The organism is Streptomyces sp. NPDC058880 (assembly GCF_042742535.1).
Taxonomy (GTDB): Bacteria; Actinomycetota; Actinomycetes; order Streptomycetales; family Streptomycetaceae; genus Streptomyces.
On record NZ_JBHYMC010000060.1, the window covers coordinates 1 to 24553 of the forward strand.

A 24553-nucleotide genomic window follows, 5' to 3' on the forward strand; every position below is an offset into this window, starting at 1 on the left:
CCGCCACACAGTGTGTGGCGGGGCCCCTCGGCGTGATCGCGAGCCTACGGCGTGAGCGGCGGGCGGTAGGTGGCGTCCGGGCCGTCCGGCGCCCCCGGCCGGTCCTCGCGGACGACTTCTCCCTGGACGATCTTGCCGTCCGGGTAGTGGATGCGGGCCTGCTGGAAGGCATCGCCGAAGCTGCCCGAAGGTGCCGCGGCCATCTTCCGCTCCAGAGAACGCGTGGCCCTGCGACCGGCCCACGCCCGGACGGGCGGGAGCAGCAGGAGCAGGCCCGCGACGTCCGACAGCAGGCCCGGGAGCATGAGGAGCAGGCCCGCCAGCATCGTCAGGCCATTGCCCCGGCCGGGCTGCTGCGGGGCGGGCTGCCGCCCCTGCTGGGCCTGCTGGAAGGTGTCCGTCAGGTTCTTGAAGGCGCGCCGCCCGGCACGCTTGATGACCACCGCGCCCAGGACCAGTCCGCCGGCGATCAGTGCGGCCACGGCCAGCCCGCCGGCCGCGTCGGCGACCATGCCGAGCAGCCAGATCTCCAGGATCAGCCAGGCGGCGATGGCCAGGGGGAGGAAGGTTCGGGCGGGCGAGCGCCGACGGGGAGCCGTCGGGGTGCCCGTTCGCAGGGATCCAGTGCCGGTCGTCATAGCATCCAGTGTGCCTGGGGCCGGATAAAAGTGTCCTCAGCCGGAGGTACGGAGGCCCCCCTAGGGGGCGTGCCCCGGGGCCGGACCGGAGAGCGGCGCGGGACGGCGCCCGCGACCCGGCGTGGTCGACAGGCTCCCCGGAATCAGGACCCGTCGGCCGACGGACCGCCGCCCTCGCCTCAGGACCTGTCGCCCGACGTGCCGCCGCCCTTGCCCAGGAGCTTGGCCGCCTGCGCCTTGAGGCCCCACTGGCTGACCCGCCAGAGTGCCTCCACGACGATGCTCCTGTTCATCTTGCTGTCGCCGAACTCGCGCTCGACGAACGTGATGGGAACCTCCACCACGCGGAAACCCTTCTGCACGGCCCTGCGGGCCAGGTCCACCTGGAAGCAGTAGCCCGCGGAGGCCACGTCCTCCAGGCCCAGCCCCTCCAGGGTCTCCCGGCGGAAGGCCCGGTATCCACCGGTGACGTCCCGCAGCGGGAGATCCAGCATCAGCCGGGAGTAGGTCGAACCGCCGCGCGAGAGGAACTCACGGGTCTTGGGCCAGTTCACGACACGGCCGCCCGGCACCCAGCGCGAGCCCAGGACCAGGTCGGCGCCGGCCAATGCCGTCAGCAGGCGGGGCAGTTCCTCGGGCTGGTGGGAACCGTCGGCGTCCATCTCGACGATCACGCCGTAGCCCTCGTCCAGACCCCAGACGAAACCCGCGAGGTAGGCGGCGCCGAGCCCTTCCTTGCCCTTGCGGTGCAGGACGTGCACGTGGTCGTCACCGGCGGCGAGCTCGTCGGCAAGCTTGCCGGTGCCGTCGGGGCTGTTGTCGTCGGCGACCAGGATGTGGGCCTCGGGAACCGCCGCCCGGACGCGGCCGACGATCAGCCCGATGTTCTCCGCCTCGTTGTAGGTCGGAATAATCACCAAGGCTGTACCGAGCGGCCCGTAGGCCCGCTGTCCGCCGTCGCTCACTGAGTCCCCTTTTGTGCTCGCGCACGTCCTGTACGTCTGGTCGCAGAGGATGACTCTAGAACATCGGCCGCGGCCCGCCCCGACGGTGCGGGCACCGGGCGGCACCGGGCGGGTGATCGGGGCCCGCGGTCCTTCGGGCCGATCAGACTCCCGCTGGCTGCGGGCCGCCGTGACCGTTGTCTACTGGACCTCCGGACCCCGACCTGGGGCCACCCGCCGCCCGGCGAAACCTTCCCTCGCCCCCGAGGCGCGGGCGCGCTGAGCAGACGGATCCGTCCGGCACGACGTCCTGTGGTGGACCCGGCCGAACCTATCCGGGTCCGGCCGCCGGTACCGAACCGAGGCCGACCGGATCACCCCTGTGGGCGTACGAATACCTCCCGCCCGCCGACGACGGTGGCGAGGCACACCGGCAGTTCGGAACCGGGCGTCAGGTCGGGCAGTCCGGGGGTGCCGGAGCGCGGATCGGTGGACCAGCGGGCGACCCGGTCGTCCGGGGCCTGCACGATCAGCTCGCCCGTCCGCCAGACCGCGTAGTCGGCCGGAGCGCCGGGCACGAGGATCCCCGCGTCGTCGCGGCCCAGGGCCCGCCAGCCGCCCCGGGTGTGCGCGGTGAAGCCGGCCCGCACCGAGACCCGGTGCTCAGGCGTCCGGTGGAAGGCGGCCGCCCGGACGGTGCCCCACGGGTCCAGCGGGGTCACCGGCGCGTCCGAGCCGAAGGCCAGCGGCACCCCGGCCCTGAGCATCGCCGCGTACGGGTTGAGGGTCCGGGCGCGGTCGGCCCCGAGCCGGTCGGCGTACATACCCTCCTCGCCACCCCACGCCGCATCGAAGGCGGGCTGCACCGAGGCGGTGAGTCCCAGCTCCGCGAAGGCGGCGATGGTGGCCGGGGTCATCATCTCGGCGTGCTCGACCCGGTGCCGGGCCGCCCGGACCCGCCCCAGGCCGACCTTCTCGGCGGCCGCGCGGACCCCCTCGACCACCGCCGTGATCGCCGCATCACCGATGGCGTGGAAGCCCGCCTGGAGCCCCTCCTCGGTGCAGGCCGCCACGTGCTCGGCGACCGCCGCCGCGTCCAGGTAGTCCGTCCCCGAGTGCGAGGCGTCGGCATACGGGGCGTGCAGGCAGGCGGTGTGCGAACCGAGGGCGCCGTCCACGAAGAGGTCACCGGCGGCCCCCACGGCCCCCAGCTCCCTGGCCAGGTCCAGGTCCCGGTCGGCCCAGTACCCGAACACGCGCGGCCCGGGCCGCTCCGCCGCAAGGGCCAGCAGAGCGGTGAAGTCCTCGGCCGACGAGATGTCGGGGCCGCCGCACTCGTGCACGGAGCCGATCCCGAGGGAGGCGGCCCGGTCCAGCGCGGCCCGCTGCGCCTCGGCGCGCTGGGCGGGCGTGACCGCGGCCAGCGCGGCCCGCCGCACGGCGTGGTGGTCGTCGGCGGTCAGCGGCAGGTCCCCGTCGGGGCGCACTCCCGGAACCAGGTCGAGCAGGGCCTTGCTGACCACGGCCGAGTGCACGTCGATGCGGCTGAGATAGAGCGGACGGCCACCGGTGGCCCGGTCGAGCTCGGCGCGCCGCGGCGCGCGCCGCTCGGGCCAGCGGGCGGCGTCCCAGCCGTGTCCGAGCAGCACCCGGTCGGCCGGCCGGCTCGCCGCGTACGCGCTTACCAGGTCCAGCGCGGCGGCCAGCGAGCGGGCTCCAGTGAGGTCCAGCCCGGTCAGGGCCAGGCCCGCGGAGGTCGTGTGGACATGGGCGTCGGTGAAGGCGGGGGTCACGAGCGCCCCACCGAGATCGACGACCTCGTCGACACCCTGCGCGAAGGCGTCGGCCGCGCCTTCGGAACCCACCCAGGCGATGTGGCCGCGCTCGACGACCATCGCCGTGGCGAAGGGGTCGGCGGGGCTGTGTACTTCGCCCCCGCGGAGGAGGACGGTCCTGGTCGGCGCTCCGGCGGCGTCGGCGGAGGGGGCGGTGCGGTCAGTCATGCCGACCAGTGTCCCGCGTCGGCCGGCCGCCTCCGACCGCCGGGGTCCCCACGAGGACCCCGCGGGCGTCACACGCGGGGCGGGCGCGCCTCGTAGGGGGTGGAGAGGACCACCGTCGTACGCGTCGAGACGTGCGCCAGGGCCCGCAGCCGGCTCAGCAGGTCCTCCAACTCCAACGGGGTGGCGACGCGCACCTTCAGGATGTAGTTCTCGTCGCCCGCGACGCTGTGGCAGGCCTCGATCTCGGGAACGCCGGCCAGCCGGTCGGCGATGTCGTCCGGGGCGCTCGGGTCGAAGGGCTTGACCGAGATGAATGCGGTCAGCGGCAGGCCGACGGCCTCCGGGTCGACCACAGCCGCGTAGCCCCGGATCACCCCGCGCTGCTCCAGTCGGCGTACCCGCTGATGGACCGCCGACGTGGACAGTCCCGTGGCCTTGCCCAGATCCGTGTAGCTCATCCGCCCGTCCCGCACGAGCAGATCGACGATCTGGCGGTCCAGCTCCTCCATTGCACTCATAGCCGCTCAACTTACGGCCAAAGGCACTCCAGGCCCAGTGCTGTCCGCCCACTGGAGGCATCTGCGCCAGGCATGTGACCAAGGCCACAGGGGTATGCAGGTGGAGGCCGGTCTGTTGTGGTTACTCGTGACGCTCGACGGGAAGTGGTTGCTGTGGCCGAGGCCGAAGTACCTGCCCGCCCGGCCCACCCAAGGGGGAGTACATCCATGCCGAACACCAAGCGCGCCGGTCGCAGCGAACCGGAGCCTGTCGAACCGCTCGATGCCGAGGACGACGGGTACCCGGAGGACGGCGAATACCTCGACGAGGTCGAGGGGTTCGAGATCCGCCACGCGACCTGCCCGGACTGCGGCCAGTCGATCGCCCTCGTCGCCGACGAGGAGTACCTGCCGCAGCACGCGCTCTGCCTGACCCCGTGGAACCCCTTCGGGCTCACCGTGTGCGCAGGCACCGGCCGGCCCGCCGCCGAAGCCCTGCCGACGGTCGGCGTGACCCAGTCGGCGCAGGCACCGGAACCCGACTCCTTCGCCCCGTCGGCCCTGCCCCAGGGCCTGGACTGGCGGACGCAGCCCTTCTCGCACGTCGGGGGCCCGGGCTCGCGCCCGATCCGCGTCGTGCGCCCGCTCCTGCCACAGCCCCAGGCGCAGACGCGTCAGCAGCACGCGCAGGCGGCCTGAGCCCCGCCCGTCCGTCACTCCCGCCCCTCCCCTACCAGTACGTCCCCTGCACCATGGCGGCCAGGCTCGCCTGGTGCAGGATCAGGCCGTCCGGGTCCGCCGGGACCTCGACCTCCCCGAAGTGCGCCTGCCGGTAGGCGATGCGCAGCATCACGATGGCGTGCCGCAGGGCCGCGTAGAGGGTGTGGAACTCCATGTCCCGCGGTGTGTGGCCGGTCAGTTCGGCGTAGCGGCGCTCCAGGTCCTCCCGGCGCAGGAAGTCCGGCAGACCGGACTGGCCGAAGCTCACGGTGAGGTCCTGGAAGAACCGGTGGAGGTACACCGTCCAGCCGAGGTCCACCTCGCGCGGGGCGTACGCCGCCATCTCCCAGTCCAGGACGGCCACTGGTGTGAAGCCGTCGTAGACGACGTTGCCGATACGGGCGTCGCCCCAGTTCAGGACGGCGGGGCCGGGGTCGGCCGGCCACAGCTCCTCCAGGCGTGCAAAGGCCCGCTCGATCAGCGGGGAAGGCGACAGTCCGCCCACCACCCAGGCGTAGTAGGCCCGTTGCGCCTCCACGTGCCGGCGCAGGGGACAGCCCTCACCTGCGGGCAGCAGGAACTCGGCCTCCTCGGCCGGGAACTGGTCGTGCAGCCGGGCCAGCAGCGAGATGCTCGCCTCCTGGAGCACGCCCCGTTCGGCGTCCGTCGCCGCGTGCAGCCAGTTGCCCTCGTAGGTGTAGGGCATGACGTCGGGCGGGACCCGGCCCTCGGCGCGGGCCATCACGAAGAACGGCGCGCCCAGCGGCCCGGGATCCTCCTCCAACCACTGCACGCGGGGGACGGGCAGGTCCGTGTGCTCGGCGACCAGACTCATCACGCGATGCTGGCGCGCCATGTCGTACGTCGGGAAGACGGTGTAGGCCGCCGGGTCGGCGGCGAGCCGCAGCGCGCACGCACGCAGCGGGGTGTCGGGGTGCTCTATGTCGAAGAGGAGGGTCTCGCTGGACATCCCGTTCGAACCGGGGACGGAGACGTTGGTGACCTCCGCCCCGGGGAGCCGGCCGTCGAGCCACGCGCCGAGGCGGCGACCGAGTTCCTCGGGCTCCCGGGTGGAGGTGCGCGGACGTGGTGCGGTTGTCATGGAGACCCCTTCTCCTGCTCGGACCTGGATCTGCGGGGGACGTGAGGGGGCTGCGGGGACGGGGCCGGGAGCTACGGGGCGACGGAGGCGTGGTCGGTGAATCCGCTCGGGTCGTGGCGCCCGAAGCTGCCGTGCTCGAAGATGCCGTGCCCGGTCCGGCCGTCGAGCGTGAATCGGGCCGAGTGGTCGGTGACCCCGAAGGCGGCCATGGGGTGGGCGGCCGGGTGGGAGAGGTCGTAGACCCGGCGGTCGCTCCAGTCGCGCCCCTGCCAGGTGCCGTGCTGCCAGTCACCGGCGGGCGGATAGCCGGCGCCGACGGCGAGCGGGGAGGAGTTCAGTATCTCCACCCCCAGTTCCAGGGGCTTGCGGGACGGGTCGGTGAGATGGATGACGGCGCTCTCGGGCTGCCGGCTGCCAGGGCGGTAGCGGATCTCGGTGTGCGGCCAGCCGAGCTGAACGTCCGGGCGGCCCCTGCCTTCGGGAAAGACCTGCACGGCCTCGTTCAGGGTGCGGTGGCCGTCGGCGTCCTCCTGGGCGATCACCATGACGAAGCGGTCCGCGAAGCGGACCGGGATCCAGAGCCAGTGGAAGCCCTCGGGCCGGTGCTCCTCGGCCGCCCGGCCGCCCTCCTCTCCGGGGATCGGCCGCACGCCCCAGCTGCGGTCCCGGGTACCGGTCCACTCCCCCGCCGTGAGCGTGAACTCCTCGCCCTTGGCACGGATCGTTCCGGTGACGCGGCCCGCCTGGACGAAGCGGCGGCCTTCCAGCATGAGCCGGTCGCCACGCCGCTGGATGTGGTGCGGTTCCCAGACCGCGGGGAACTCAGCGGTCCAGGTGATGTCGTACGAGAGCCCGTGCGGGTCGCCGGAATCAGGGGCGCAGCGCAGGGTGAGCCGCTTGAGCGGCACGTCGACGGTGATGGACAAGGGGCCCACCGAGAGGTTCATGCGGTCGTCGGTGAGGGCGTCGGAGGCCCGGACCGCCAGCAACTCGTCACCGAGGCGGAGGGTGGCGTAGGCGTCGATGACCCCGGCGTTGGGATAGACGCCGAGGCCGAGGATCAGGACGGCACGGCCGGCGTGGTCGAAGACGTGGAAGATGCACCGGTCGTAGGCGTTCCGGTCGCCGCTGACGAGGTGCTTCATCGACAGGGGGGCCTGGTGGATGGGGTACTCGTCGAGTGCGACGGGCCGGTCTGCGGGCATGACGGACCTCCGGGGCAGGCGAGGGCGAGGGCAGCACAGGCAGACATGACGGTACGTCAGAAACATGCTGCGGTACCAGACTTCTGGCACGCTCTGACAGCCGGACACGAAGTGGCAGGGCTTCGGCCCACCGGGAGGAGAGAGGAGCGGGGGCCCACGGGGCCCACGGGGGCGGAAACCCACCGGGCGGGCGGGTGGTTCCGGGGCGGGATCCACCGCCCCGACGAACCACCGCACCCACCCACTGCCCCGACGCGCCGCCGAGCCGCCGCCGGCTTTCCGGCCCGCCCGGCCCCGCCTCCAGCGTGCTCCCGGGGACTCCTCGAACGGATCCGCGCACGCCAGGGGCGATTACCCGTGGCTTCCGTCCCGCGTTGGCCGTGCATGAGCACGCTTCAGTCTGCAACGGGCCGAAGGCGCCGTTCGATCTCGTCGGGTTTCGAAGAACCGGTTCAGCGCCCGCTGCCCCGGGAGCCTCAACGTGAGCAGCAGGTGCCCGATCCGCCGATCTACCGGGACCTGCTGGCCCGGTGGGCCGACGCCGGCCGCACCCTGCCCGGCCGGCGGGACCCGGAGTGGTCCCGGCTCACGTCGTCCCCGGTCTGGCCCTCGGCCGGCAGCGGGCTGTACTGACCCGTCCGGCCACGAACCTCGTCAGCGCGTTTCGGGCCCCGCCAGGTGACGTGCGATGACCATGCGCTGGATCTGGTTGGTGCCCTCCACGATCTGGAGCACCTTCGCCTCGCGCATCAGGCGCTCGACGGGGAAGTCCGCGGTGTAGCCGTAGCCGCCGAGGACCTGCACCGCGTCGGTGGTGACGGCCATCGCAGCGTCGGTGCAGAAGAGCTTGGCCATGGCTGCCTGCCGGGAGAACGGCTTGCCGGCGTCCCGCAGGCGCGCCGCGGCGAGGTAGAGCGCCCGGCCGGCCTCGATCTTGGTGGCCATGTCGGCCAGCATGAACCGCAGCCCCTGGAAGTCCGCGATGGGGTGGCCGAACTGCTTGCGGTCCAGCGCGTACGTGAGCGCCTCGTCCAGTGCCGCCTGGGCGACGCCGATGGCGCAGGCCGCGATGCCCAGGCGGCCCGCGTCGAGCGCGGCCAGGGCGATGGAGAAGCCCTGCCCCTCCTCGCCGATGCGGCGGGAGTCCGGTACGCGCACGCCGTCGAAGTGCAGCTGGGCAGTGGGAGAGCCCTTCATGCCCATCTTCTTCTCGGGCACGGCTGCGGTCAGTCCGGCCGCGTCCCCGGGAACGAGGAAGGCGGTGATGCCCTTGGGCCCCTCGACGCCGGTGCGGGCGAGGACGGTGTAGAAGTCGGCGACCCCGCCGTGGGTGATCCAGGCCTTGGTGCCGGTGATGATCCAGTCGTCGCCGTCGCGGACCGCCTTGGTAGCGAGGGAGGCGGCGTCCGAGCCGGCGGCCGGCTCGGAGAGGCAGTAGGCGCCCAGGAGGCCGCCACCGAGCATCGCGGGCAGGTGCGCGGCCTGCTGTTCCTTGGTGCCGTAGCCGCCGAGGCCGTGGCAGGCCAAGGAGTGGACGCTGACGCCGAGGCCGACGGTCAGGCGGGCCGCTGCGAGCTCTTCCAGGACCTGGAGGTAGACCTCATACGGCTGCTCGCCGCCGCCGTACTCGCCGGGGTACGGGAGGCCGAGCAGGCCGGCCTCGGAGAGCAGCGTGAAGACCTCTCGGGGGAACCGTCCGGAATCCTCCTCCTCGGCGGCCCGGGGGCGGATCTCGCGCTGGGCGATCTCGCGTACGAGGGCGAGGAGGTCGCGGGACTCCTCGGTGGGCAGCTGTCGGTCCACCGGCTGCGGGGCGCGGTCGGTCATGGCGGCGCTCTCCTCCATCTCGGGCACGGCGGCGACGCGCGAGGTGTGGGACGCGCCGCCGGGTCTCGGGCTCTGTGCAGCCGATGCTGCCCTCCCGGATCACGGAAGAGGCTGTTCAGCGGCTGCGGCGGCTTGAGTATGCCCGATCAGGGGCTTCCCGTCACCGGTGCAAGATCACCGACGTTTTCGAACGTCTCTTCCTCGGGGGGAGGTGCCGGACACTCCGGGGCGAACTCCTCGATCACCGCCAATGTCGCGCGGAGCTGGCGTGCCAGCAGGGCTCCGAGCCGGGCGCGCCCGGGCCGGTCCGGGGCGCTCGGCCCGCCGATCCATTCCAGGGTGGTCCCTTCGACGGCGGAGAGCCAGCCCACGAGGGCGAGCCGGGCGATGGGCGGGAGGGTGCGGTGTCCGTAGGCGCCTTCGGCGATGGTGGCGACCAGTTCCTCGCGGACGGCGTCGCGGACGGCGAGCACCTCGGCGTCGCAGCCGACGCCCCCGGTGGCGATGGTGCGGTAGGCGGCGGGGTGGTGTTCGGCGTACTGGAGGTACCCGTCGACGGTGCGGCGGAGCCGTTCCGCGTTCGGGAGGTCGGTGTCGCCGCGGGCGCGGGCCACGAGACCGGCCACGGAGTCCTCGACGATGGCGAGGTAGTAGCCGCGCTTGCTCTTGAAGTAGTAGTAGATCAGGCCCTTGGCGACGCCCGCCTGCCTGGCAATGTCGTCCATGCAGAGCGCGTCGTAGGCGGTGTCGGCGAACAACTTGCGCCCGATGGATATGAGTTCGGCTCTGCGTGCCCGCGAACGCCTGGTCTTGCCATGCTGCTGACTGTCGTTCACGTTCGGCCCCAGCCTCGCACTGCCACAGGACGGCCGAAGTATGGCAGACCCGCGCGACGGGAGCATGCGGCCGGCGTACCGGCCCCGCCGCACCGGGGCGGTGCCGTCAGAGCCAGCCGACCTGGGTGACGAACATGGCCACGAGGACCACGAGGGTCCAGCCGAGGGCGTGCTCAAGCCAGTTGGAGTGCTCCTCGGGGCCCCCGGTACGAGCGGGGTTCCCGGCGGGTGCGGTCGGGGCGGCGGCGTCTGCGGTCATGGCGTCCAATGTGCCAGCATTCGCGGCTTTCGCGGTAGAGGCGAGGGTCACTGGTGGCGCACGTCACACTGCCGGGCCCCGGCCGCTCCGCCTGGTACGCGGTGCGGTCGGGGCCCGGCATGCGGTTGTGCACGGCGCCGGGGCCGGGGCCGGTTAGACCCTGGTGTCCCGGCTGCGGCCGGCCATGGCCGCCATCGCGAGGCCGAGGCAGAGGGCGACGGCTCCGGTGATCACGTTGTTGACCACCGTGCGCGTCGTGTCCATCTCACCGGCGATGGCCCACGGGGCGATGATCGTCCAGGCGCCGAGAACGACCGCCGTCCACGCCATCGCATGGGTGCGCTCGTAGGCGGATCCCAGGCCGCCCATGCACAGGCAGAACGCGAGGCCGACGATCAGGTTGTTGATCGCCAGCGGGATCAGGATGCCGAATCCCGCGATCCACGGCGAGGCGGCCAGGTACAGGCCCGTGATCAGGGCCAGTGCCTCGACGGCCTGCGCGCGGGGGGTGCTGGTCACCCGCTCGAACCGGGTGCGCATCTCGGCGAGGTCGGGGTGGTGCTCGATGCTGGGATGGGTGGTCATGGCGGCCGCCTCCTACGAGAAGCCTTTATATGCCATTTACTCCATTATGTTCCGCTTGTAGGGGCTGCCTGGTCAACGGGTAATTTCAGCGTTCTCCCCCGCTCCCCTGCTCCCCTGCTCCCCCACCGCCGTACCGCCGTCACAGCACGCCGACCGCCCGCAGGGCCAGGACCTGCGCCGGGGACGGCAGCGCGGGGGCGTAGAGGTAGCAGACCCCGCCGCTTCCGGAGGCGGTCTTGCCCCCGGCGGTCGTGCGCTTGGTGCGCAGCCAGACCTTCTCCCACTCGGCGCGTCGGTAGACCCGGCGGACGGACGGGTTGTCGGGAGCATGGGGATCGTTGGCGATCACGTCCCCGACCGCCGTGAATCCGATGACGGTCATCAGGTGGCCGGCCGTCCCGTAGCCGGCGCCGGTGAGCTCGTCCGCGCGGAAGGACGTAGAGGTGATGGCGGGGATTCCGGCCCGCACCACGGTCTCCAGGTCGGCCAGCGAGCCGAGGCGGGTCACGACCCCGGCGAGGCCGCTGTAGGTGGCGGCGTAGGCGGCGTTGAAGGACCAGTTCCCGCAGCCCCGGTAAGCGGCGTCGTAGGTGGAACGGGCGGCGTGACAAACCTGCGGGTCCGAGTAGGCGGGGTTCACCCAGGCCAGGGCGGCGGGATCGGCCCTGCGGCCGAAGTACTCGATGACCATCTGGGAGGAGGTGGGGCTGCACCAGGCCTCGCCGCCGTTGTCGTACTCGGGATAGCGGCCGGTGTGGGTCTGCTGCGAATAGCGCGGCACGTTCAGCTCATGGGCGGTTCCGGAGGGGTGGGAGGCCGGGACGGTGAACCGGTCGGGGACGGCGGAGACCATCGCGCCGGCCAGCCACACCGTCGGGCCCTCGGCGGCGCCGGGCCGGCGGTGGAGGGTCAGGCGCAGCTGCCAGCCGGCGATGCGCAGGCCCCCGGCCGCGGCCGGGGCGTCGACGGCCAGGGTGTCGGTCCAGACGGTGGACCGGCCGTCGGTCTGGCCGTCCACCGAGGTGCGCCGGATGTCCGCGTCGCCGGAGGCCCAGCGGCCCATCACGTACCAGGGGCCGGTGGCACCGTCGGTGTAGGTGGCGCGCAGCTCGACCTGGATCCAGGTGCCGGCGGGGGTGCGGGCGTTCCAGGAAGCGACGGCCTCGGTGGCGGGAACCGTGGAGGTGTGCACCGGGGAGGTCCAGGTGGCGTACTCCCAGGTGCTCCGGCGTCCGGTGTGCGGGTCCGCGTACTCGGTGCGGCCGACGGCGGTCCGGATCTCCAGACCGGGGCGGGTGCCGGTGAAGGCCGCGGTGCCCCGGTGGGTGCCCGCCCGCCAGTGGCCGTAGGAGTACCAGAAGCGGTTGTCGACGGTGCGGCCCTCGGCGCGCGGGGCGGGTGCGGCGACCGCCGGGGCACCGCCCCCGGGCACGGCGGCGGCGGTGGCAGCGGTGGCGACCGCCAGCGCGGCGACGAGTACGGCCCTGCGTGGCGTGGGTGCGGTCATCGCGTGGTCCCCCGGGGTGGGTCGGCGCTTGGGTGGTGTCACCCTTCCAGGTTCCCGGCGGCCCGAGGCCCAAGCCACAGCTCGTGTCGGGCTTGTCTACGCTGGTCGGGTGGAACCGCACCAGTCACTCGAGTCACTCGCGAGGGAGCTCGCCGACCTGCCGCGTTCCCTCGGCCCGGTGCGCCTGATCGGGATCGACGGGCACGCCGGGTCCGGGAAGAGCACCTTCGCGGGGCGGCTCGCCGCAGCCCTGGGCGGGGCCCCCGTGCTGCACCTGGACGACGTGGCGAGCCACGAGGAGCTCTTCGGTTGGGAGGAGCGGCTGCGCTCCCGGGTGCTGGAGCCCCTCGCCGCCGGCCGGCCGGCCCACTGGGCCCCGTACGACTGGGCGGAGCGCCGCCTCGGACCGGAACGGGTGCTGGAGCCGGCGCCGGTGCTCCTGATGGAGGGGGTCGGGGCCGGGCGGCGGGCGCTGCGCCCGCACCTGGCACGGCTGCTGTGGATGGAGACCCCGCGCGCGCAGTCGTGGCTGCGGGGCCGCGCCCGGGACGGGCGTGAACTGTCCGACTTCTGGGACGGGTGGGAGCGCGCGGAGCGCGCGCACTTCTCCAGTGATCCTTCGCGCCCCTTCGCCCAGACCTTGGTACGCCAGAGTGGTACGGGATACGAGTGGTCTTGCGGGACCGGAGCGACGGCGGGAAACGCCGCTTCCGTCACTGAAGGTGACGGACTCCCCCGGGCCTGAACGGCCTCGGAAGTCCGCCTCTCCGGGCCTGCGCCGACCCGCTTGACCTGGGGCCCGCAGCGGCCTTACGTTCTCCATGCGGGGCCCTACCGGCCGCCGCGCACACGAAGCCCCCGGTTGTTCCCCCGTGATCGGGGGCTTCGTTCTGCCCGCGGCCCCCCTCGACGGGGGTCCCGCGCACGGCACCCACCCCCCGAACGTTCACTCTGTGTTACCGCACAGGCCCTGGGCTCTGGACCGAACCGGTCCCGCCGCACCCTACGTAAGGTGTGAAAGCGCAGGTACGATGCAGCCCTGATTCCAGCGACGCCAGGCGGGGTACCGGTACAACTCGCGCGCTCGAAGCGGGGGTTGCGGCGCACCACGGGGCAGGCTTGTGGGGGACGTGATGGATTTCGGCACGCCGGGCAGCATGCACGCCCCGGCCGAACTCGCCTGGTTGCGGGGGGTCGACGCCTGCACCATGGGCGCCTACCCGCAGGCCGAGGAGGAGTTCCGGACGGCGGTGCGGCTCGACCCCTCAATGGCCGACGCGTGGCTGGGCCTGCACGCGCTCCGGGTCGACACGGGCAACGCGTTATTGCGCATGTACGCGCACCGGGACCGCTTCGGCGAGCAGCGCACCCGGCACCGCAGAACCCTGAACTCCTGGTACTGGCTGGGCTGGTGGGTGCAGCCAGTGCTGGAGAACCGGCGGGACCTGCTCCTCGCCCACGCCTCGCACTGGCTGGACGGCCGCCACGTGCCGGAGCTGGACCAGGCCCTCGCCGCGTTGCCGCCCGTCGACACCGACGCGCAGGTACGGTTCCTGCACGCCTGCCGGGCCTACCTGGTCAAGGACTGGGAGCAGTTGGTCCGGCACACCGAGCCGCTGGTGAACGATCCGCTGCTGGGGATCGAGGCGGGACTCTTCGGCGGTATGGCACGGGTCCGGCTGGAGATGTACGGGCAGGCGGAGCCACTGCTGTCGGCGGCGCTGATGCGCTGCCGGAGCGAGCAGCCGCAGCGCAAGGAGCTGCGGTACTGGCTGGCGCGGGCGCACGAGGGCACCGGGCGCAGTGCGGCGGCGCTGCCTCTGTACCGGGCGGTGCACCGGGTGGATCCCTCCTTCATGGACACCGCGGCCAGGCTGACGGCCATCGAGGACGGTGACGACACCGACGGCATGGCCGATCTGGCGGGTCTGGCCGGGTACTCGGGGTACGGCGGCTATGCGGGGCACGGCCCGTCCCCGGCCGGCGGGGACTTCGCGGCGGTCGCCCTGGGCGGTTCGCCCGGCGGCGGGCCCGTCCAGGACATCGCCGCGGACGGCCCGGCGGGGCTCGACCCGCTGGCTCCGCCGCCTCCCCCGCCCGGCCGGATGGAGGGCGTGCGGCGCAAGGCGGCCGTCCCGCCGCAGGCTTCGGCGGAGGGGTTGCCGACCGGGCCGTCGGACCCGGCGGCGCTGGCCGAAGCGCTGGCGGAGCTGGAGCGGATGGTGGGCCTGGAACCGGTCAAACGGCAGGTGAAGGCGCTCTCCGCGCAGCTGCACATGGCACGGCTGAGGGCGGGTCAGGGGCTGCCGGTGCAGCCTCCGAAACGACACTTCGTGTTCTCCGGCCCCTCGGGTACCGGCAAGACCACCGTGGCGCGGATCCTCGGACGGGTCTTCTACGCGCTCGGGCTGCTCGGCGGGGACCACCTGGTGGAGGCCCAACGGGCCGATCTGGTCGGCGAGTTCCTGGGGCAGACCGCGGTGAAGGCCAACGAGCTGATCGACTCGGCGATCGGCGGTGTGTTGTTCGTCGACGAGGCGTACTCGCTGTCGAACACCGCTTACAGCAAGGGCGACGCGTACGGCGACGAGGCCCTGCAGGTGCTCCTGAAGCGGGCCGAGGACAACCGGGACCACCTGGTGGTGATCCTGGCCGGCTATCCGGCCGGGATGGACCGGCTGCTGGCGGCGAATCCGGGGCTGTCCTCGCGGTTCACCACGCGGGTGGACTTCCCCAGCTACCGGCCGCCGGAGCTGACCGCCATCGGCGGCGTACTGGCCGACGCCAACGGGGACCACTGGGACGAGGAGGCCTTGGAGGAGCTGCGCAGCATCAGCGGGCACGTGGTGGAGCAGGGATGGATCGACGAGCTGGGCAACGGCCGCTTCCTGCGCACCCTGTACGAGAAGAGCTGCGCCTACCGGGACCTGCGGCTGGCGGGCTTCGCGGGCGAGCCGTCGCGGGACGACCTGGCCACCCTGCGGCTGCCGGATCTGATGCAGGCGTATGGAGAGGTCCTGTCGGGCCGCGGGCCCCAGGAGCGCCAGGAGCCGCCGCTGTGACGTCCGGCGGGGCCGGAAGGACGGTGTGCCGCGGTCCCTCCGGCCCCGGACGGCCGGGGCTGTCCTTGCCGGTCAGGCCGGAACCCGGTGCGCCGGGTCGCGGACCTCTCCGACCAGCATCTCCAGCACGTCCTCCAGGGCGACCAGGCCGAGGACCCGGCCCGCCTGGTCCGCGACCTGGGCCAGATGGGTGGCGTCGCGGCGCATGACGCCGAGGGCGTCGTCCAGCGGGACGGTGGCGCACAGTGTGGTCATGCGGCGCCAGACCCGCTGGGGCACGGCCCGTTCCCGATCCTCCAGGTCCAGTACGTCCTTGACGTGGAGGTAGCCCATGAAGGCTCCGCTGTCGGCCCGGACGGGGAACCGGGAGTAGCCGGTCCGCACGGTCAGTTGTTCGATCTGCCGCGGGGTGACGGCCGGGCCGACCGTGACCAGGCGGTCCCGGTCGAGGAGGACGTCGGTGACGGGGCGGCTGCCCAGTTCCAGTGCGTCCTCCAGCCGCTCCTGTTCGACCTGCTCCAGGAGTCCGGCCTGCCGGGAGTCCTGGAGGAGCCGGCCCAGCTGGGCGGAGGTGTAGGCGGCCTCGACCTCGTCCTTGGGCTCGACCTTGAAGAGCTTCAGGACCAGCTTGGCGCAGGCCCCGAGCGCGGTGGTGACCGGCCCGCAGAGGCGGGCGAAGGCGACCAGGCCGGGGCTGAACCACAGGGCGGTCTTCTCGGGGGCGGCCATGGCGAGGTTCTTGGGGACCATCTCGCCAATGACCAGGTGCAGGAAGATCACGGCGGCGAGCGCGAGGGCGTAGCCGAGCGGGTGGATCAGCCCCTGCGGCACGTGGACGGCGTGGAAGACGGGCTCCAGCAGCCGGGCCACGGTGGGTTCGGCGACCGCGCCGAGGGTGAGCGAGCAGATGGTGATGCCGAACTGGGCGGCGGCCATCATCAGGGGCAGGTTCTCCAGGCCGTGGAGCACCTGGCGGGCCCTCTTGGACTCCGCCGCGAGCGGCTCGATCTGGCTGCGCCGTACGGAGACCAGAGCGAACTCGGCGCCGACGAAGAAGCCGTTGGCAAGGACGAGGAGCAGTGCGAAGACGAGCTGGAGGGCGTTCACCGGGCGGCGCCTTCCAGTTCGGCCCGCTGCGGGGCGTGCTCGCCGCGGCGGCCGGAGCCGGGCACGGCGGCGCCGGCGGGGCCCGCGGGCTTCCGGAGCCCCCCGGCGGCGGGTACGGCCGCCAGCCGGACCAGCCGGACGCGTTCCGCCCGGTTGCGGCCGACCCTGCGGACGGACAGCTTCCATCCGGGGAGATCCGCGCGGTCCCCGGGGGCGGGGATCCGGCCGAGCAGGTCGGCGACGAGTCCGGCGACGGTCTCGTAGGGGCCCTCGGGCACCTCCAGGCCTATCCGACGCAGGGTCTGCACGCGGCAGCTGCCGTCGGCCTCCCAGGAGGGGCGGCCGTCCTCGGCGGCCACGGCGGCGAGTTCGGGGGTCTCGTCCTCGGCCAGGTCGTGCTCGTCGCGTACCTCCCCGACGAGTTCCTCCACGATGTCCTCCAGGGTGACGACGCCGGCGGTGCCGCCGTACTCGTCGACGACGACGGCCATCGGCTGTTCGCTGCGCAGCCGCTCCAGCAGCGGCTGCACCGGCAGGGAGCCGGGCACCAGCAGCGGGGGGACGCAGATCCGGCCCACGCTGATGCGGTCGCGCTCGGTCTCGGCGACGGCGAGGGCGTCCTTGAGGTGGACCACGCCGGTGATCTCGTCGATGCGTTCGCGGTAGACGGGGAAGCGGGACAGGCCCGTGGCCCGCGTCAGGTTGAGCACGTCGGCCGCGGTGGCCGTGTGCTGGAGGGCGCTGACCTTCACCCGGGGGGTCATGACGTGCTGGGCGGTGAGCTCGCCCAGCGACAGGGTCCGGACGAAGAGGTCGGCGGTGTCCTGTTCGAGGGCGCCGGCTTGGGCCGAATGGCGTACCAGGGAAACCAGTTCACCCGGGGTGCGGGCGGAGGCCATCTCCTCGGTGGGCTCCACGCCGAGGGCCCGTACGAGCCGGTTGGCGACGGCGTTGAGACCGGCGATGACCGGCCGGAAGACGCGCGAGAAGACGTGTTGCGGGCCGGCGACGAAGCGGGCCACCTGGAGGGGCCGGGAGACCGCCCAGTTCTTCGGGACGAGCTCGCCGACGACCATCTGGACGGCGGAGGCGAGCAGCATGCCGATGACGACGGCGACGCCGGAGACGGCTCCCTTCGGGAGGCCGGTCGCGGAGAGCGGCCCGGCCAGCAGTGCGGCGAGGGCGGGCTCGGCGAGCATGCCGACCACGAGGGAGGTGATGGTGATGCCGAGCTGGGTGCCGGAGAGCTGGAAGGACAGCTCACGCAGGGCCTTGACGACCGTGCGGGCACGGCGGTCTCCGTCGGCTGCGGCGCGCTCGGCCTCGGGGCGTTCCACGGTGACGAGGCCGAACTCGGCCGCCACGAAGAATCCGTTGGCGAGGATCAGGGCGAAGGCCGCCGCGAGCAGGAGTAGCGGGATGGTCATGCCGCCGCCTCCGCGGAGAGGGCGGCGCGGGTATTACCGGACGATCCGTCCATTGCTGGAGGGAGTCACTCCTCAAGTTGCAGGTGCCCGCGGGCCTCGGGGTCCGGGGCCGGTGGGAGGGCGCACGGCTGCGCCCCGCCACCAGGGTAGTCACTGGGATCCTGGCCGCAACGGTAGGCGGCGACGAGGTTCGGCGGGGTCAGCTGTCGTCCGTGCCGGTTCCCCGGATTTCCGCGAGGGCGCGCAGGGCGCGCGCGTCGCGGATGGCCTGTTGCCGGGCCACGCCCGGCTGGATGCCGAGCACGGGCAGGCTGGTGCCGTCGCTGAGGTCCAGGAACACCCACGGGTCGCCGGGGCGGAGGTTGACCCGGAGGATCTCGGCCCACGCCAGGCGGCGGGTGTTGGTGAGGTTGACGACGGTCACGCCGTCCTCGTCGGCGACCACCTTGGGGCGGCTGAGCAGGACGAGGACGGAGGTCAGCAGGACGGCCGTGAACACGAAGCTGATCCGCTCGCCCGGCTGGAGGCGTTCCAGCATCACGGCGATGGCCGTGATGGTGGCGAACATGGCGAGTCCGACGCCCAGCAGGACCACCCGGGTGCGGGTCGGCCGGAAGGTGACCGGCAGGGCGGGCGGTGCGGGCGGGGCGGCGGACTCGGCCATGGTGCGTTGCCTTCTGGTGCGGCGTGCGGAGGAGGAGGCGGTGTGTCGGCCCGGGGGCCGGCGAACTGCCCCTACAGGCGGCAGGCGTGGATCGAGGTGGTGAGGATCGCGCGTGCGCCCAGCTCGTACAAGTCGTCCATGATGCGCTGGGCCTCCTTGGCGGGGACCATGGCACGGACCGCGACCCAGCCCTCGTTGTGGAGCGGGGAGACGGTCGGCGACTCCAGGCCCGGGGTGAGGGCGACGGCGCGCTCGAGGTGCTCGGCGCGGCAGTCGTAGTCCATCATCACGTAGCTGCGGGCCACGAGGACGCCCTGGAGGCGCCGCAGGAACTGCTGGACCTGCGGGTCCTCGGCGTCGGCGCCGTTGCCGCGGATGACGACGGCCTCGGAGGTGAGGATCGGCTCGCCGATGACCTCCAGGCCGGCGTTGCGCAGGCTGGTGCCGGTCTCGACGACGTCCGCGATGATCTGGGCGACACCGAGCTGGATGGCGGTCTCGACAGCGCCGTCGAGGTGGACGACGGAGGCGTCGATGCCCTGGTCGGCCAGGTGCTTGGCGACGATTCCCTCGTACGAGGTCGCGATCGTCAGGCCGGTGAAGTCCTCGGGGCCCTTCGCGGTTCCGGGGGTGGTGGCGTAGCGGAAGGTGGAGCGGCCGAAGTTCAGCGGGAGGATCTCCTCGGCGCTGGCGCCGGAGTCGAGCAGCAGGTCACGGCCGGTGATGCCGATGTCGAGCTTGCCCGAGGAGACGTAGATCGCGATGTCCTTGGGGCGGAGGTAGAAGAACTCCACCTCGTTCTCGGGGTCGACGACCACGAGTTCCTTGGACTCCTTGCGCATCCGGTAGCCGGCCTCATGGAGCATCGCCGACGCCGGTCCGGAGAGTGAACCCTTGTTGGGGACGGCGATGCGCAGCATGGGGCTTCCTTTGATGCGTGGTGTGCAGGGTGGACGTGCTGGGGAACGGGCCGGCGGGCGGCCCGGACTCAGAGGTGTGCGTAGACGTCGTCGAGGGAGATCCCGCGCGCGACCATCATCACCTGGACGTGGTACAGCAGCTGGGAGATCTCCTCGGCGGCCGCTTCCTTGCCCTCGTACTCGGCGGCCATCCAGACTTCGGCGGCCTCCTCGACGACCTTCTTGCCGATGGCATGGACGCCCTTGTGGACGAGTTCGGCGGTGCGGGAGGTGCCGGGGTCGCCTTCGGCGGCCTTGTGTTGGAGCTCGGTGAAGAGCTCTTCGAAGGTCTTGGAGGGTTTGTTCGCCATGATGTCCTTAGAGTACGGGCTCACCCGGGTGTCCCGGTGCCGGGGTTCACTCTGTGGACCAGGGGATGTCGTGCCGGTCGGGACCGGCCTGACCGGCAGGACGCCCCCTAGCGCCAGGGCTCGCTCACGGTACGCAGGGTCATCGCGGTGGAGACGGCGGCGGTGACCGCTTCGTGCCCCTTGTCCTCGTTCGAGCCTTCGAGGCCGGCACGGTCCAGCGCCTGCTCGTCGTTGTCGCAGGTGAGCACTCCGAAGCCGACGGGAACCCCGGTGTCGATCGACACCTGGACCAGGCCCTGGGTGACGCCCTGGCAGACGTAGTCGAAGTGCGGGGTGCCGCCGCGGATGACCACGCCGAGGGCGACGATGGCGTCGTAGCCTCGGCCGGCCAGTACCTTCGCCACGACCGGGAGCTCGAAGCTGCCGGGCACCCGGAGCAGCGTCGGCTCGTCGATGCCCAGCTCGTGCAGGGCCCGCAGGGCTCCGTCGACCAGTCCGTCCATGACCTTCTCGTGCCACTGAGCCGCGATCACGGCGACGCGCAGGTCTCCGCAGTTCTTCACGCTCAGTTCGGGTGCGCCCTTGCCGCTCACAGCTCTGCTCCTCGGTGGTGGGTGGTGGTACGTACGGGGTGGTGGTGCGTGCTCACTGGTTGCCGCAGGCGGACGTGGTCACTGTCCCGTCCAGCCAGGGCAGGTCGTGGCCCATCCGGTCCCGCTTGGTGCGCAGGTACCGCAGATTGTGCTCGCCGGCCTCGACCGGCATCGACTCCCGGCTGGCGACCGTGATGCCGTGTGCCTCCAGGGCCGCGGACTTGTCGGGGTTGTTCGTCAGCAGCCGGACGCTGTGCACGCCGAGGTCGGCGAGGATCTGCGCGCCGGCCGCGTAGTCGCGGGCGTCGGCCGGCAGTCCCAGCTCCAGGTTGGCGTCGAGGGTGTCGCGGCCGCGCTCCTGGAGCTCGTACGCGCGCAGCTTGGACAGCAGTCCGATGCCGCGGCCCTCGTGGCCGCGCAGGTAGACGACGACGCCGCGGCCCTCGGTCCTGATCCGTTCCATGGAGGCGTGCAGCTGGGGGCCGCAGTCGCACCGCTGGGAGGCGAAGATGTCGCCGGTCAGGCACTCGGAGTGCATGCGGACCAAGATGTCGGAGCCGTCGCCGATCTCGCCGTGGACGAGGGCGACGTGCTCGACGCCGTCGACGGTGGAGCGGTAGCCGTGGGCGGTGAACTCGCCGAAGGCGGTCGGCAGGTTGACCTCCGCCTCGCGGCGCACCTTGGGCTCGGCGGAGCGGCGGTAGGCGATCAGGTCCTCGATGGAGATGATCGTCAGGCCGTGCTTGCGGGCGAAGGGGATCAGCTCGGGCAGGCGCAGCATGACGCCGTCCTCGCCGGCGATCTCCACGATGGCGCCGGCCGGGCGCAGGCCCGCGAGGCGGGCGAGGTCGACGGCGGCCTCGGTGTGGCCGTTGCGGACCAGGACGCCGCCGGGCTTGGCGCGCAGCGGGAAGACGTGGCCGGGGCGGACGAACTCGCCGGGGCCGCTGACACCGTCGGCGAGGAGCCGCAGGGTGGTGGCGCGGTCGGCGGCGGAGATGCCGGTGGTGACGCCGTGGGCGGCGCTCGCGTCGACGGAGACGGTGAAGGCGGTCTTCATCGACTCGGTGTTGTTCTGCACCATTTGGGGGAGTTCGAGCCGGTCCAGCTCGGAGCCCTCCATGGGGGCGCAGATCAGGCCCCGGCACTCGCTCATCATGAAGGCGATGATCTCGGGGGTGGCCATCTCGGCGGCGATGACGAGGTCGCCCTCGTTCTCGCGGTCCTCGTCGTCGACCACGACGACGGGCCGGCCTGCGGCGATGTCGCGGACGGCCTGCTCGACGGGGTCGAGGCGGAAGGTCTCTTCGGGGATGTCGGGCACGGGCTTGAGGCTGGTCATGCCGCTGCTCCTTCGAGGGCCGGGGCGGGGTTGGTGCGGGAGCGCCGGTACCAGTCGTAGGCACCCCACACCACGAGGGCGAAGTAGACGACGTAGACCAGTCCGGAGAAGGCCAGGCCGCCGGTGAAGGCGAGGGGGACGCCGACGAGGTCGACGAGGAGCCAGGCGAACCAGAACTCGACGAGGCCGCGGGCCTGGGCCACCATCGCGACGATGGTGCCGACGAAGATGTAGGCGTCGGCCCAGGGGCTCCAGGAGAGTGCCGGGTAGAGCGTGAAGAGGCCGCCGACGGCGAGCGTGCCGAGGGCCGCTGCGGCGAGGAGCAGTCCGCGTTCGGCCCAGGTGGCGGTGCGCACGGCGATGGAGCCGTCCTGGGCCCGCTGTCGGCCGCTCTGCCAGGCGCGCCAGCCGAAGACGGCCACGCCGATGACCAGGAGCTGCTTGCCGACGCCACCGGCGAGGTGGGCGGAGGCGTAGGCGGCGATGAGGATGAGGCCGGACAGCAGCTGGGCGGGCCAGGTCCATATGGAGCGGCGCCAGCCGAGGGCGAGCGCGGCCAGGCCCATCAGGTTTCCGATCATGTCGGACCAGATGACCTGCTGGCCGAGGACCGTGAAGGCCTCCGCGTTGAGCCAGTTCAGGGCGGTCACTGGGAGTCTCCCGCCGGGTCGGCGCGCAGCGGGTCGACGCCGGCGGCCAGCAGGCGCTCGACGTACTTGGCGAGGACGTCGACCTCCAGGTTGACCGGGTCGCCGGGCTGCTTGATGCCGAGGGTGGTCAGCGCGAGGGTGGTGGGGATGAGGCTGATGGTGAACCAGTCGGCTGCGGCCTCGACGACAGTGAGGCTGACGCCGTCGACGGTGATGGAGCCCTTCTCGACGACGTAGCGGGAGAGGTGCTCCGGGAGGGCGACCTTGACGATCTCCCAGTGCTCGGAGGGGGTGCGCGAAAGGATCTCACCCGTGCCGTCGACGTGGCCCTGGACCAGGTGGCCGCCGAGCCGTCCGCCGAGGGCCATCGGGCGCTCCAGGTTGACCCGGGAGCCCGCGGTCAGGGCGCCGAGGCTGGAGCGGTTGAGGGTCTCCTGCATGACGTCGGCGGTGAACTCGCCGTCGGCGGTCTCCACGACGGTAAGGCAGACGCCGTTGACGGCGATGGAGTCGCCGTGTTTGGCGTCCTGGGTGACGAGGGGGCCGCGCAGCCGGAAGCGGGAGGCTTCCCGGAGCGGCTCGACGGCGGTGACCTCGCCCAGTTCTTCGACGATTCCGGTGAACACTCAGTGCTCCTTGGGGGCGGTGGATGGAAGGGCGGTGATGCGCAGGTCGGGGCCCACCCGGACGACCTCGGTGATGTCGAGGCGCAGGGCGTGGGTGATGTTCGTGATGCCGGCGGCGCCGAGGGCGGCGGGGCCGGCGCCCAGCAGGGCGGGGGCGAGGTAGCCGACGACGCGGTCGACGGCCCCGGCTTCGAGGAAGGCGCCCGCGAGGGTGGGTCCGCCTTCCAGGAGCAGGGAGCGCACGCCGCGGGCGTACAGCTCGGCCAGGAGTCGGTCGAGCGGGATGCGGCCGTCGCGCGGGGGCAGCCGGAGCAGGTCGACGCCGGGCAGGTGGCGGGTGTCGGCATCGTCGGCGACGACCAGCAGGGTGGGTGCGGCGGCGTCGAGGACGCGGGCGGTGGGCCGGACGGCGGCGCGGGTGTCGAGGGCCACGCGCAGGGGCTGGGTGGCACCGTCGACGCCGCGGACGGCGAGGTGCGGGTCGTCGGCGCGCAGGGTGCCGCCGCCGACCAGGACGGCATCGACCTGGGCGCGCAGCCGGTGGACGTCGGCGCGGGACTCTGCGGAGCTGATCCAGCGGCTGCTGCCGTCGGCGGCGGCGCTGCGGCCGTCGAGGGTGGCGGCGTACTTCCAGGTCACGTGGGGGCGGCCGAGGCGTACGGAGGTCAGCCAGGCGGTGTTACCGGCCTCCGCCTCGGCCCGCAGCAGTCCGGCCTCGGCCTCGATCCCGGCGGCGCGCAGGGTGGCCGCACCGCCGCTGGCCTGCGGGTTCGGGTCGGGGACTGCGTAGACCACGCGGGCAACGCCGGCGTCAGCGAGGGCCTGTGCGCAGGGGCCGGTGCGGCCCGTGTGGTTGCAGGGTTCGAGGGTGACGTAGGCCGTGCCGCCGCGGGCGGCGGCGCCTGCGGCGCGCAGGGCGTGGACCTCGGCGTGCGGGCCGCCGGCCCGCTGGTGCCAGCCCTCGCCGACGACGGCGCCGCGGGCATCGGTGATGACGCAGCCGACGACCGGGTTGGGGCTGGTGGAGCCGAGTCCGCGGGCGGCGAGTGCGATGGCCCGTCGCATGGCACGGGTACCCGCGTCGGGTGCGTGCGCGGCGTGTGTCGCCACCGGGTCCTCCTGCCTCATCGGGCACGGACTCCGGGGCCTGTCGGGATACGACAGATGGAGCGGAACAGCCCACACGGGGACGCCGAGGCCGGAACAACGGCTCGACCGGGCACATCCGGGGGGATGTGCCGATGAACCGCCGACGGCGGCGTACCGGTGACTGGCCCGCCGCGCACTGCCTCCCATCCGGACTTTAACCGTCGGTCCAGGAATTTCACCTGGTCAACCGGCCGCTGGCTGCGGACGGGTCGCGGACTATACCGCCGGTTCGGAATTACACCGACCCCGGAGTGCGCTGCTACTGGTACTCCAGCCAGTTTGCCACGACCGATCGCCCGCCATGCGGGGGATGCGATGTGGCCTGGCTCACAGAGGGTGACTCCGGGGGCGCCCCGGCGCGAACCAGGACAAGTAGTGGCGCGACTGGTCCAGACCTATTGACGGGTTGGTCTAGTCCTTTTAACGTTCCCTTCATCTCCCCGGGAACAGCCCGTCAGATGTGCGCACGTCACGGGCCAACAAGCTTCTGCACCAGTCACGTTGCTCCATGTTGTGTCCATTCGTGTCCTGCATCCTCCC

25 protein-coding genes and 1 riboswitch are annotated in these 24553 nt (G+C 72.5%); of the genes, 4 read left to right on the forward strand and 21 right to left on the reverse strand.

Annotation, left to right across the window (positions count from 1 at the left end; translation table 11 throughout):
- Positions 1–44: 44 nt before the first annotated feature.
- From fxsA to ACFW2G_RS26590, 4 genes are all read right to left on the reverse strand, one after another.
- Positions 45–638, reverse strand: coding sequence for an FxsA family membrane protein (fxsA, locus tag ACFW2G_RS26575; RefSeq protein ID WP_384449381.1), 594 nt, complete (start codon positions 636–638; stop codon positions 45–47).
- Positions 639–817: 179 nt separating this feature from the next.
- A complete protein-coding gene (locus tag ACFW2G_RS26580) occupies positions 818–1603 on the reverse strand; it encodes a polyprenol monophosphomannose synthase (RefSeq protein ID WP_037926318.1) in 786 nt (261 codons plus the stop codon).
- Positions 1604–1956: 353 nt separating this feature from the next.
- Entirely contained in the window at positions 1957–3585 is a 1629-nt protein-coding gene (locus ACFW2G_RS26585; protein ID WP_384582628.1) for an amidohydrolase, read from the reverse strand.
- Positions 3586–3653: 68 nt separating this feature from the next.
- Positions 3654–4094 carry an Lrp/AsnC family transcriptional regulator gene (locus ACFW2G_RS26590; protein WP_030162595.1) on the reverse strand — a complete coding sequence of 147 codons (441 nt, stop codon included), beginning with the start codon at positions 4092–4094 and terminating at the stop codon, positions 3654–3656.
- Between the two features lie 216 nt (positions 4095–4310).
- On the opposite strand from ACFW2G_RS26590, the gene ACFW2G_RS26595 reads away from it, so the two are divergent.
- Positions 4311–4781 carry a hypothetical protein gene (locus tag ACFW2G_RS26595; protein WP_384449377.1) on the forward strand — a complete coding sequence of 157 codons (471 nt, stop codon included), beginning with the start codon at positions 4311–4313 and terminating at the stop codon, positions 4779–4781.
- A gap of 31 nt (positions 4782–4812) precedes the next feature.
- On the opposite strand, the gene ACFW2G_RS26600 is transcribed toward ACFW2G_RS26595, so the two are convergent.
- Together ACFW2G_RS26600 and ACFW2G_RS26605 are read right to left on the reverse strand one after the other, a co-directional pair.
- Positions 4813–5904 carry a phosphotransferase family protein gene (locus tag ACFW2G_RS26600; RefSeq protein WP_384449374.1) on the reverse strand — a complete coding sequence of 364 codons (1092 nt, stop codon included), beginning with the start codon at positions 5902–5904 and terminating at the stop codon, positions 4813–4815.
- Positions 5905–5975: 71 nt separating this feature from the next.
- Complete coding sequence (locus ACFW2G_RS26605) at positions 5976–7109, reverse strand: hypothetical protein (RefSeq protein ID WP_384449371.1); 1134 nt, start codon at positions 7107–7109, stop codon at positions 5976–5978.
- 492 nt (positions 7110–7601) lie between these two features.
- On the opposite strand from ACFW2G_RS26605, the gene ACFW2G_RS26610 reads away from it, so the two are divergent.
- The gene (locus tag ACFW2G_RS26610) at positions 7602–7742 is read left to right on the forward strand and encodes a hypothetical protein (protein WP_236647786.1); all 141 of its coding nucleotides are present in this window, start codon (positions 7602–7604) and stop codon (positions 7740–7742) included.
- Between the two features lie 21 nt (positions 7743–7763).
- Here ACFW2G_RS26610 and ACFW2G_RS26615 read toward each other — a convergent pair whose 3' ends face one another.
- From ACFW2G_RS26615 to ACFW2G_RS26635, 5 genes are all read right to left on the reverse strand, one after another.
- Positions 7764–8936, reverse strand: coding sequence for an acyl-CoA dehydrogenase family protein (locus ACFW2G_RS26615; RefSeq protein WP_384449368.1), 1173 nt, complete (start codon positions 8934–8936; stop codon positions 7764–7766).
- A gap of 146 nt (positions 8937–9082) precedes the next feature.
- Positions 9083–9772 (reverse strand): TetR/AcrR family transcriptional regulator, encoded by a 690-nt coding sequence (locus tag ACFW2G_RS26620; protein ID WP_384449365.1) that lies wholly within the window; start codon positions 9770–9772, stop codon positions 9083–9085.
- A gap of 106 nt (positions 9773–9878) precedes the next feature.
- Positions 9879–10031 carry an SCO1431 family membrane protein gene (locus ACFW2G_RS26625; protein ID WP_172671382.1) on the reverse strand — a complete coding sequence of 51 codons (153 nt, stop codon included), beginning with the start codon at positions 10029–10031 and terminating at the stop codon, positions 9879–9881.
- 153 nt (positions 10032–10184) lie between these two features.
- On the reverse strand, positions 10185–10616 hold the full coding sequence (locus tag ACFW2G_RS26630) for an SPW repeat protein (protein ID WP_037926294.1): 432 nt from the start codon (positions 10614–10616) through the stop codon (positions 10185–10187).
- Positions 10617–10755: 139 nt separating this feature from the next.
- A complete protein-coding gene (locus ACFW2G_RS26635; RefSeq protein ID WP_384582631.1) occupies positions 10756–12123 on the reverse strand; it encodes a peptidase C39 family protein in 1368 nt (455 codons plus the stop codon).
- 109 nt (positions 12124–12232) lie between these two features.
- On the opposite strand from ACFW2G_RS26635, the gene ACFW2G_RS26640 reads away from it, so the two are divergent.
- Both ACFW2G_RS26640 and ACFW2G_RS26645 read left to right on the forward strand, forming a co-directional pair.
- Positions 12233–12868 (forward strand): uridine kinase, encoded by a 636-nt coding sequence (locus ACFW2G_RS26640; protein ID WP_384582634.1) that lies wholly within the window; start codon positions 12233–12235, stop codon positions 12866–12868.
- A 388-nt stretch (positions 12869–13256) separates the two neighbouring features.
- Positions 13257–15185: an AAA family ATPase gene (locus ACFW2G_RS26645; protein WP_384449354.1), complete on the forward strand. Its 1929-nt coding sequence runs from the start codon at positions 13257–13259 to the stop codon at positions 15183–15185.
- Positions 15186–15257: 72 nt separating this feature from the next.
- Here the strand turns inward: ACFW2G_RS26645 and ACFW2G_RS26650 are convergent, their stop codons facing one another.
- The 10 genes from ACFW2G_RS26650 to ribD form a co-directional block, all read right to left on the reverse strand.
- Complete coding sequence (locus ACFW2G_RS26650) at positions 15258–16292, reverse strand: hemolysin family protein (RefSeq protein WP_384582637.1); 1035 nt, start codon at positions 16290–16292, stop codon at positions 15258–15260.
- Complete coding sequence (locus ACFW2G_RS26655; RefSeq protein ID WP_384582640.1) at positions 16289–17719, reverse strand: hemolysin family protein; 1431 nt, start codon at positions 17717–17719, stop codon at positions 16289–16291. The genes ACFW2G_RS26650 and ACFW2G_RS26655 overlap by 4 nt, the downstream gene beginning before the upstream one ends.
- Positions 17720–17918: 199 nt before the next feature.
- Complete coding sequence (locus ACFW2G_RS26660) at positions 17919–18383, reverse strand: PH domain-containing protein (protein WP_037926275.1); 465 nt, start codon at positions 18381–18383, stop codon at positions 17919–17921.
- 71 nt (positions 18384–18454) lie between these two features.
- Positions 18455–19303 carry an ATP phosphoribosyltransferase gene (gene hisG / locus ACFW2G_RS26665; RefSeq protein WP_037926272.1) on the reverse strand — a complete coding sequence of 283 codons (849 nt, stop codon included), beginning with the start codon at positions 19301–19303 and terminating at the stop codon, positions 18455–18457.
- Positions 19304–19371: 68 nt separating this feature from the next.
- The gene (locus tag ACFW2G_RS26670) at positions 19372–19653 is read right to left on the reverse strand and encodes a phosphoribosyl-ATP diphosphatase (protein WP_030775422.1); all 282 of its coding nucleotides are present in this window, start codon (positions 19651–19653) and stop codon (positions 19372–19374) included.
- 107 nt (positions 19654–19760) lie between these two features.
- Entirely contained in the window at positions 19761–20246 is a 486-nt protein-coding gene (gene ribH, locus ACFW2G_RS26675) for a 6,7-dimethyl-8-ribityllumazine synthase (protein ID WP_007262951.1), read from the reverse strand.
- A gap of 52 nt (positions 20247–20298) precedes the next feature.
- The gene (locus ACFW2G_RS26680; protein WP_052031169.1) at positions 20299–21588 is read right to left on the reverse strand and encodes a bifunctional 3,4-dihydroxy-2-butanone-4-phosphate synthase/GTP cyclohydrolase II; all 1290 of its coding nucleotides are present in this window, start codon (positions 21586–21588) and stop codon (positions 20299–20301) included.
- The gene (locus tag ACFW2G_RS26685; RefSeq protein ID WP_037926265.1) at positions 21585–22238 is read right to left on the reverse strand and encodes a nicotinamide mononucleotide transporter family protein; all 654 of its coding nucleotides are present in this window, start codon (positions 22236–22238) and stop codon (positions 21585–21587) included. The genes ACFW2G_RS26680 and ACFW2G_RS26685 overlap by 4 nt, the downstream gene beginning before the upstream one ends.
- Positions 22235–22864: a riboflavin synthase gene (locus tag ACFW2G_RS26690; RefSeq protein WP_384582643.1), complete on the reverse strand. Its 630-nt coding sequence runs from the start codon at positions 22862–22864 to the stop codon at positions 22235–22237. Before ACFW2G_RS26690 ends, ACFW2G_RS26685 begins: the two co-directional genes overlap by 4 nt.
- Complete coding sequence (gene ribD / locus ACFW2G_RS26695; RefSeq protein WP_384582667.1) at positions 22865–23929, reverse strand: bifunctional diaminohydroxyphosphoribosylaminopyrimidine deaminase/5-amino-6-(5-phosphoribosylamino)uracil reductase RibD; 1065 nt, start codon at positions 23927–23929, stop codon at positions 22865–22867.
- A 213-nt stretch (positions 23930–24142) separates the two neighbouring features.
- A riboswitch (FMN riboswitch) is annotated at positions 24143–24272 on the reverse strand.
- Between the last annotated feature and the right edge of the window lie 281 nt (positions 24273–24553).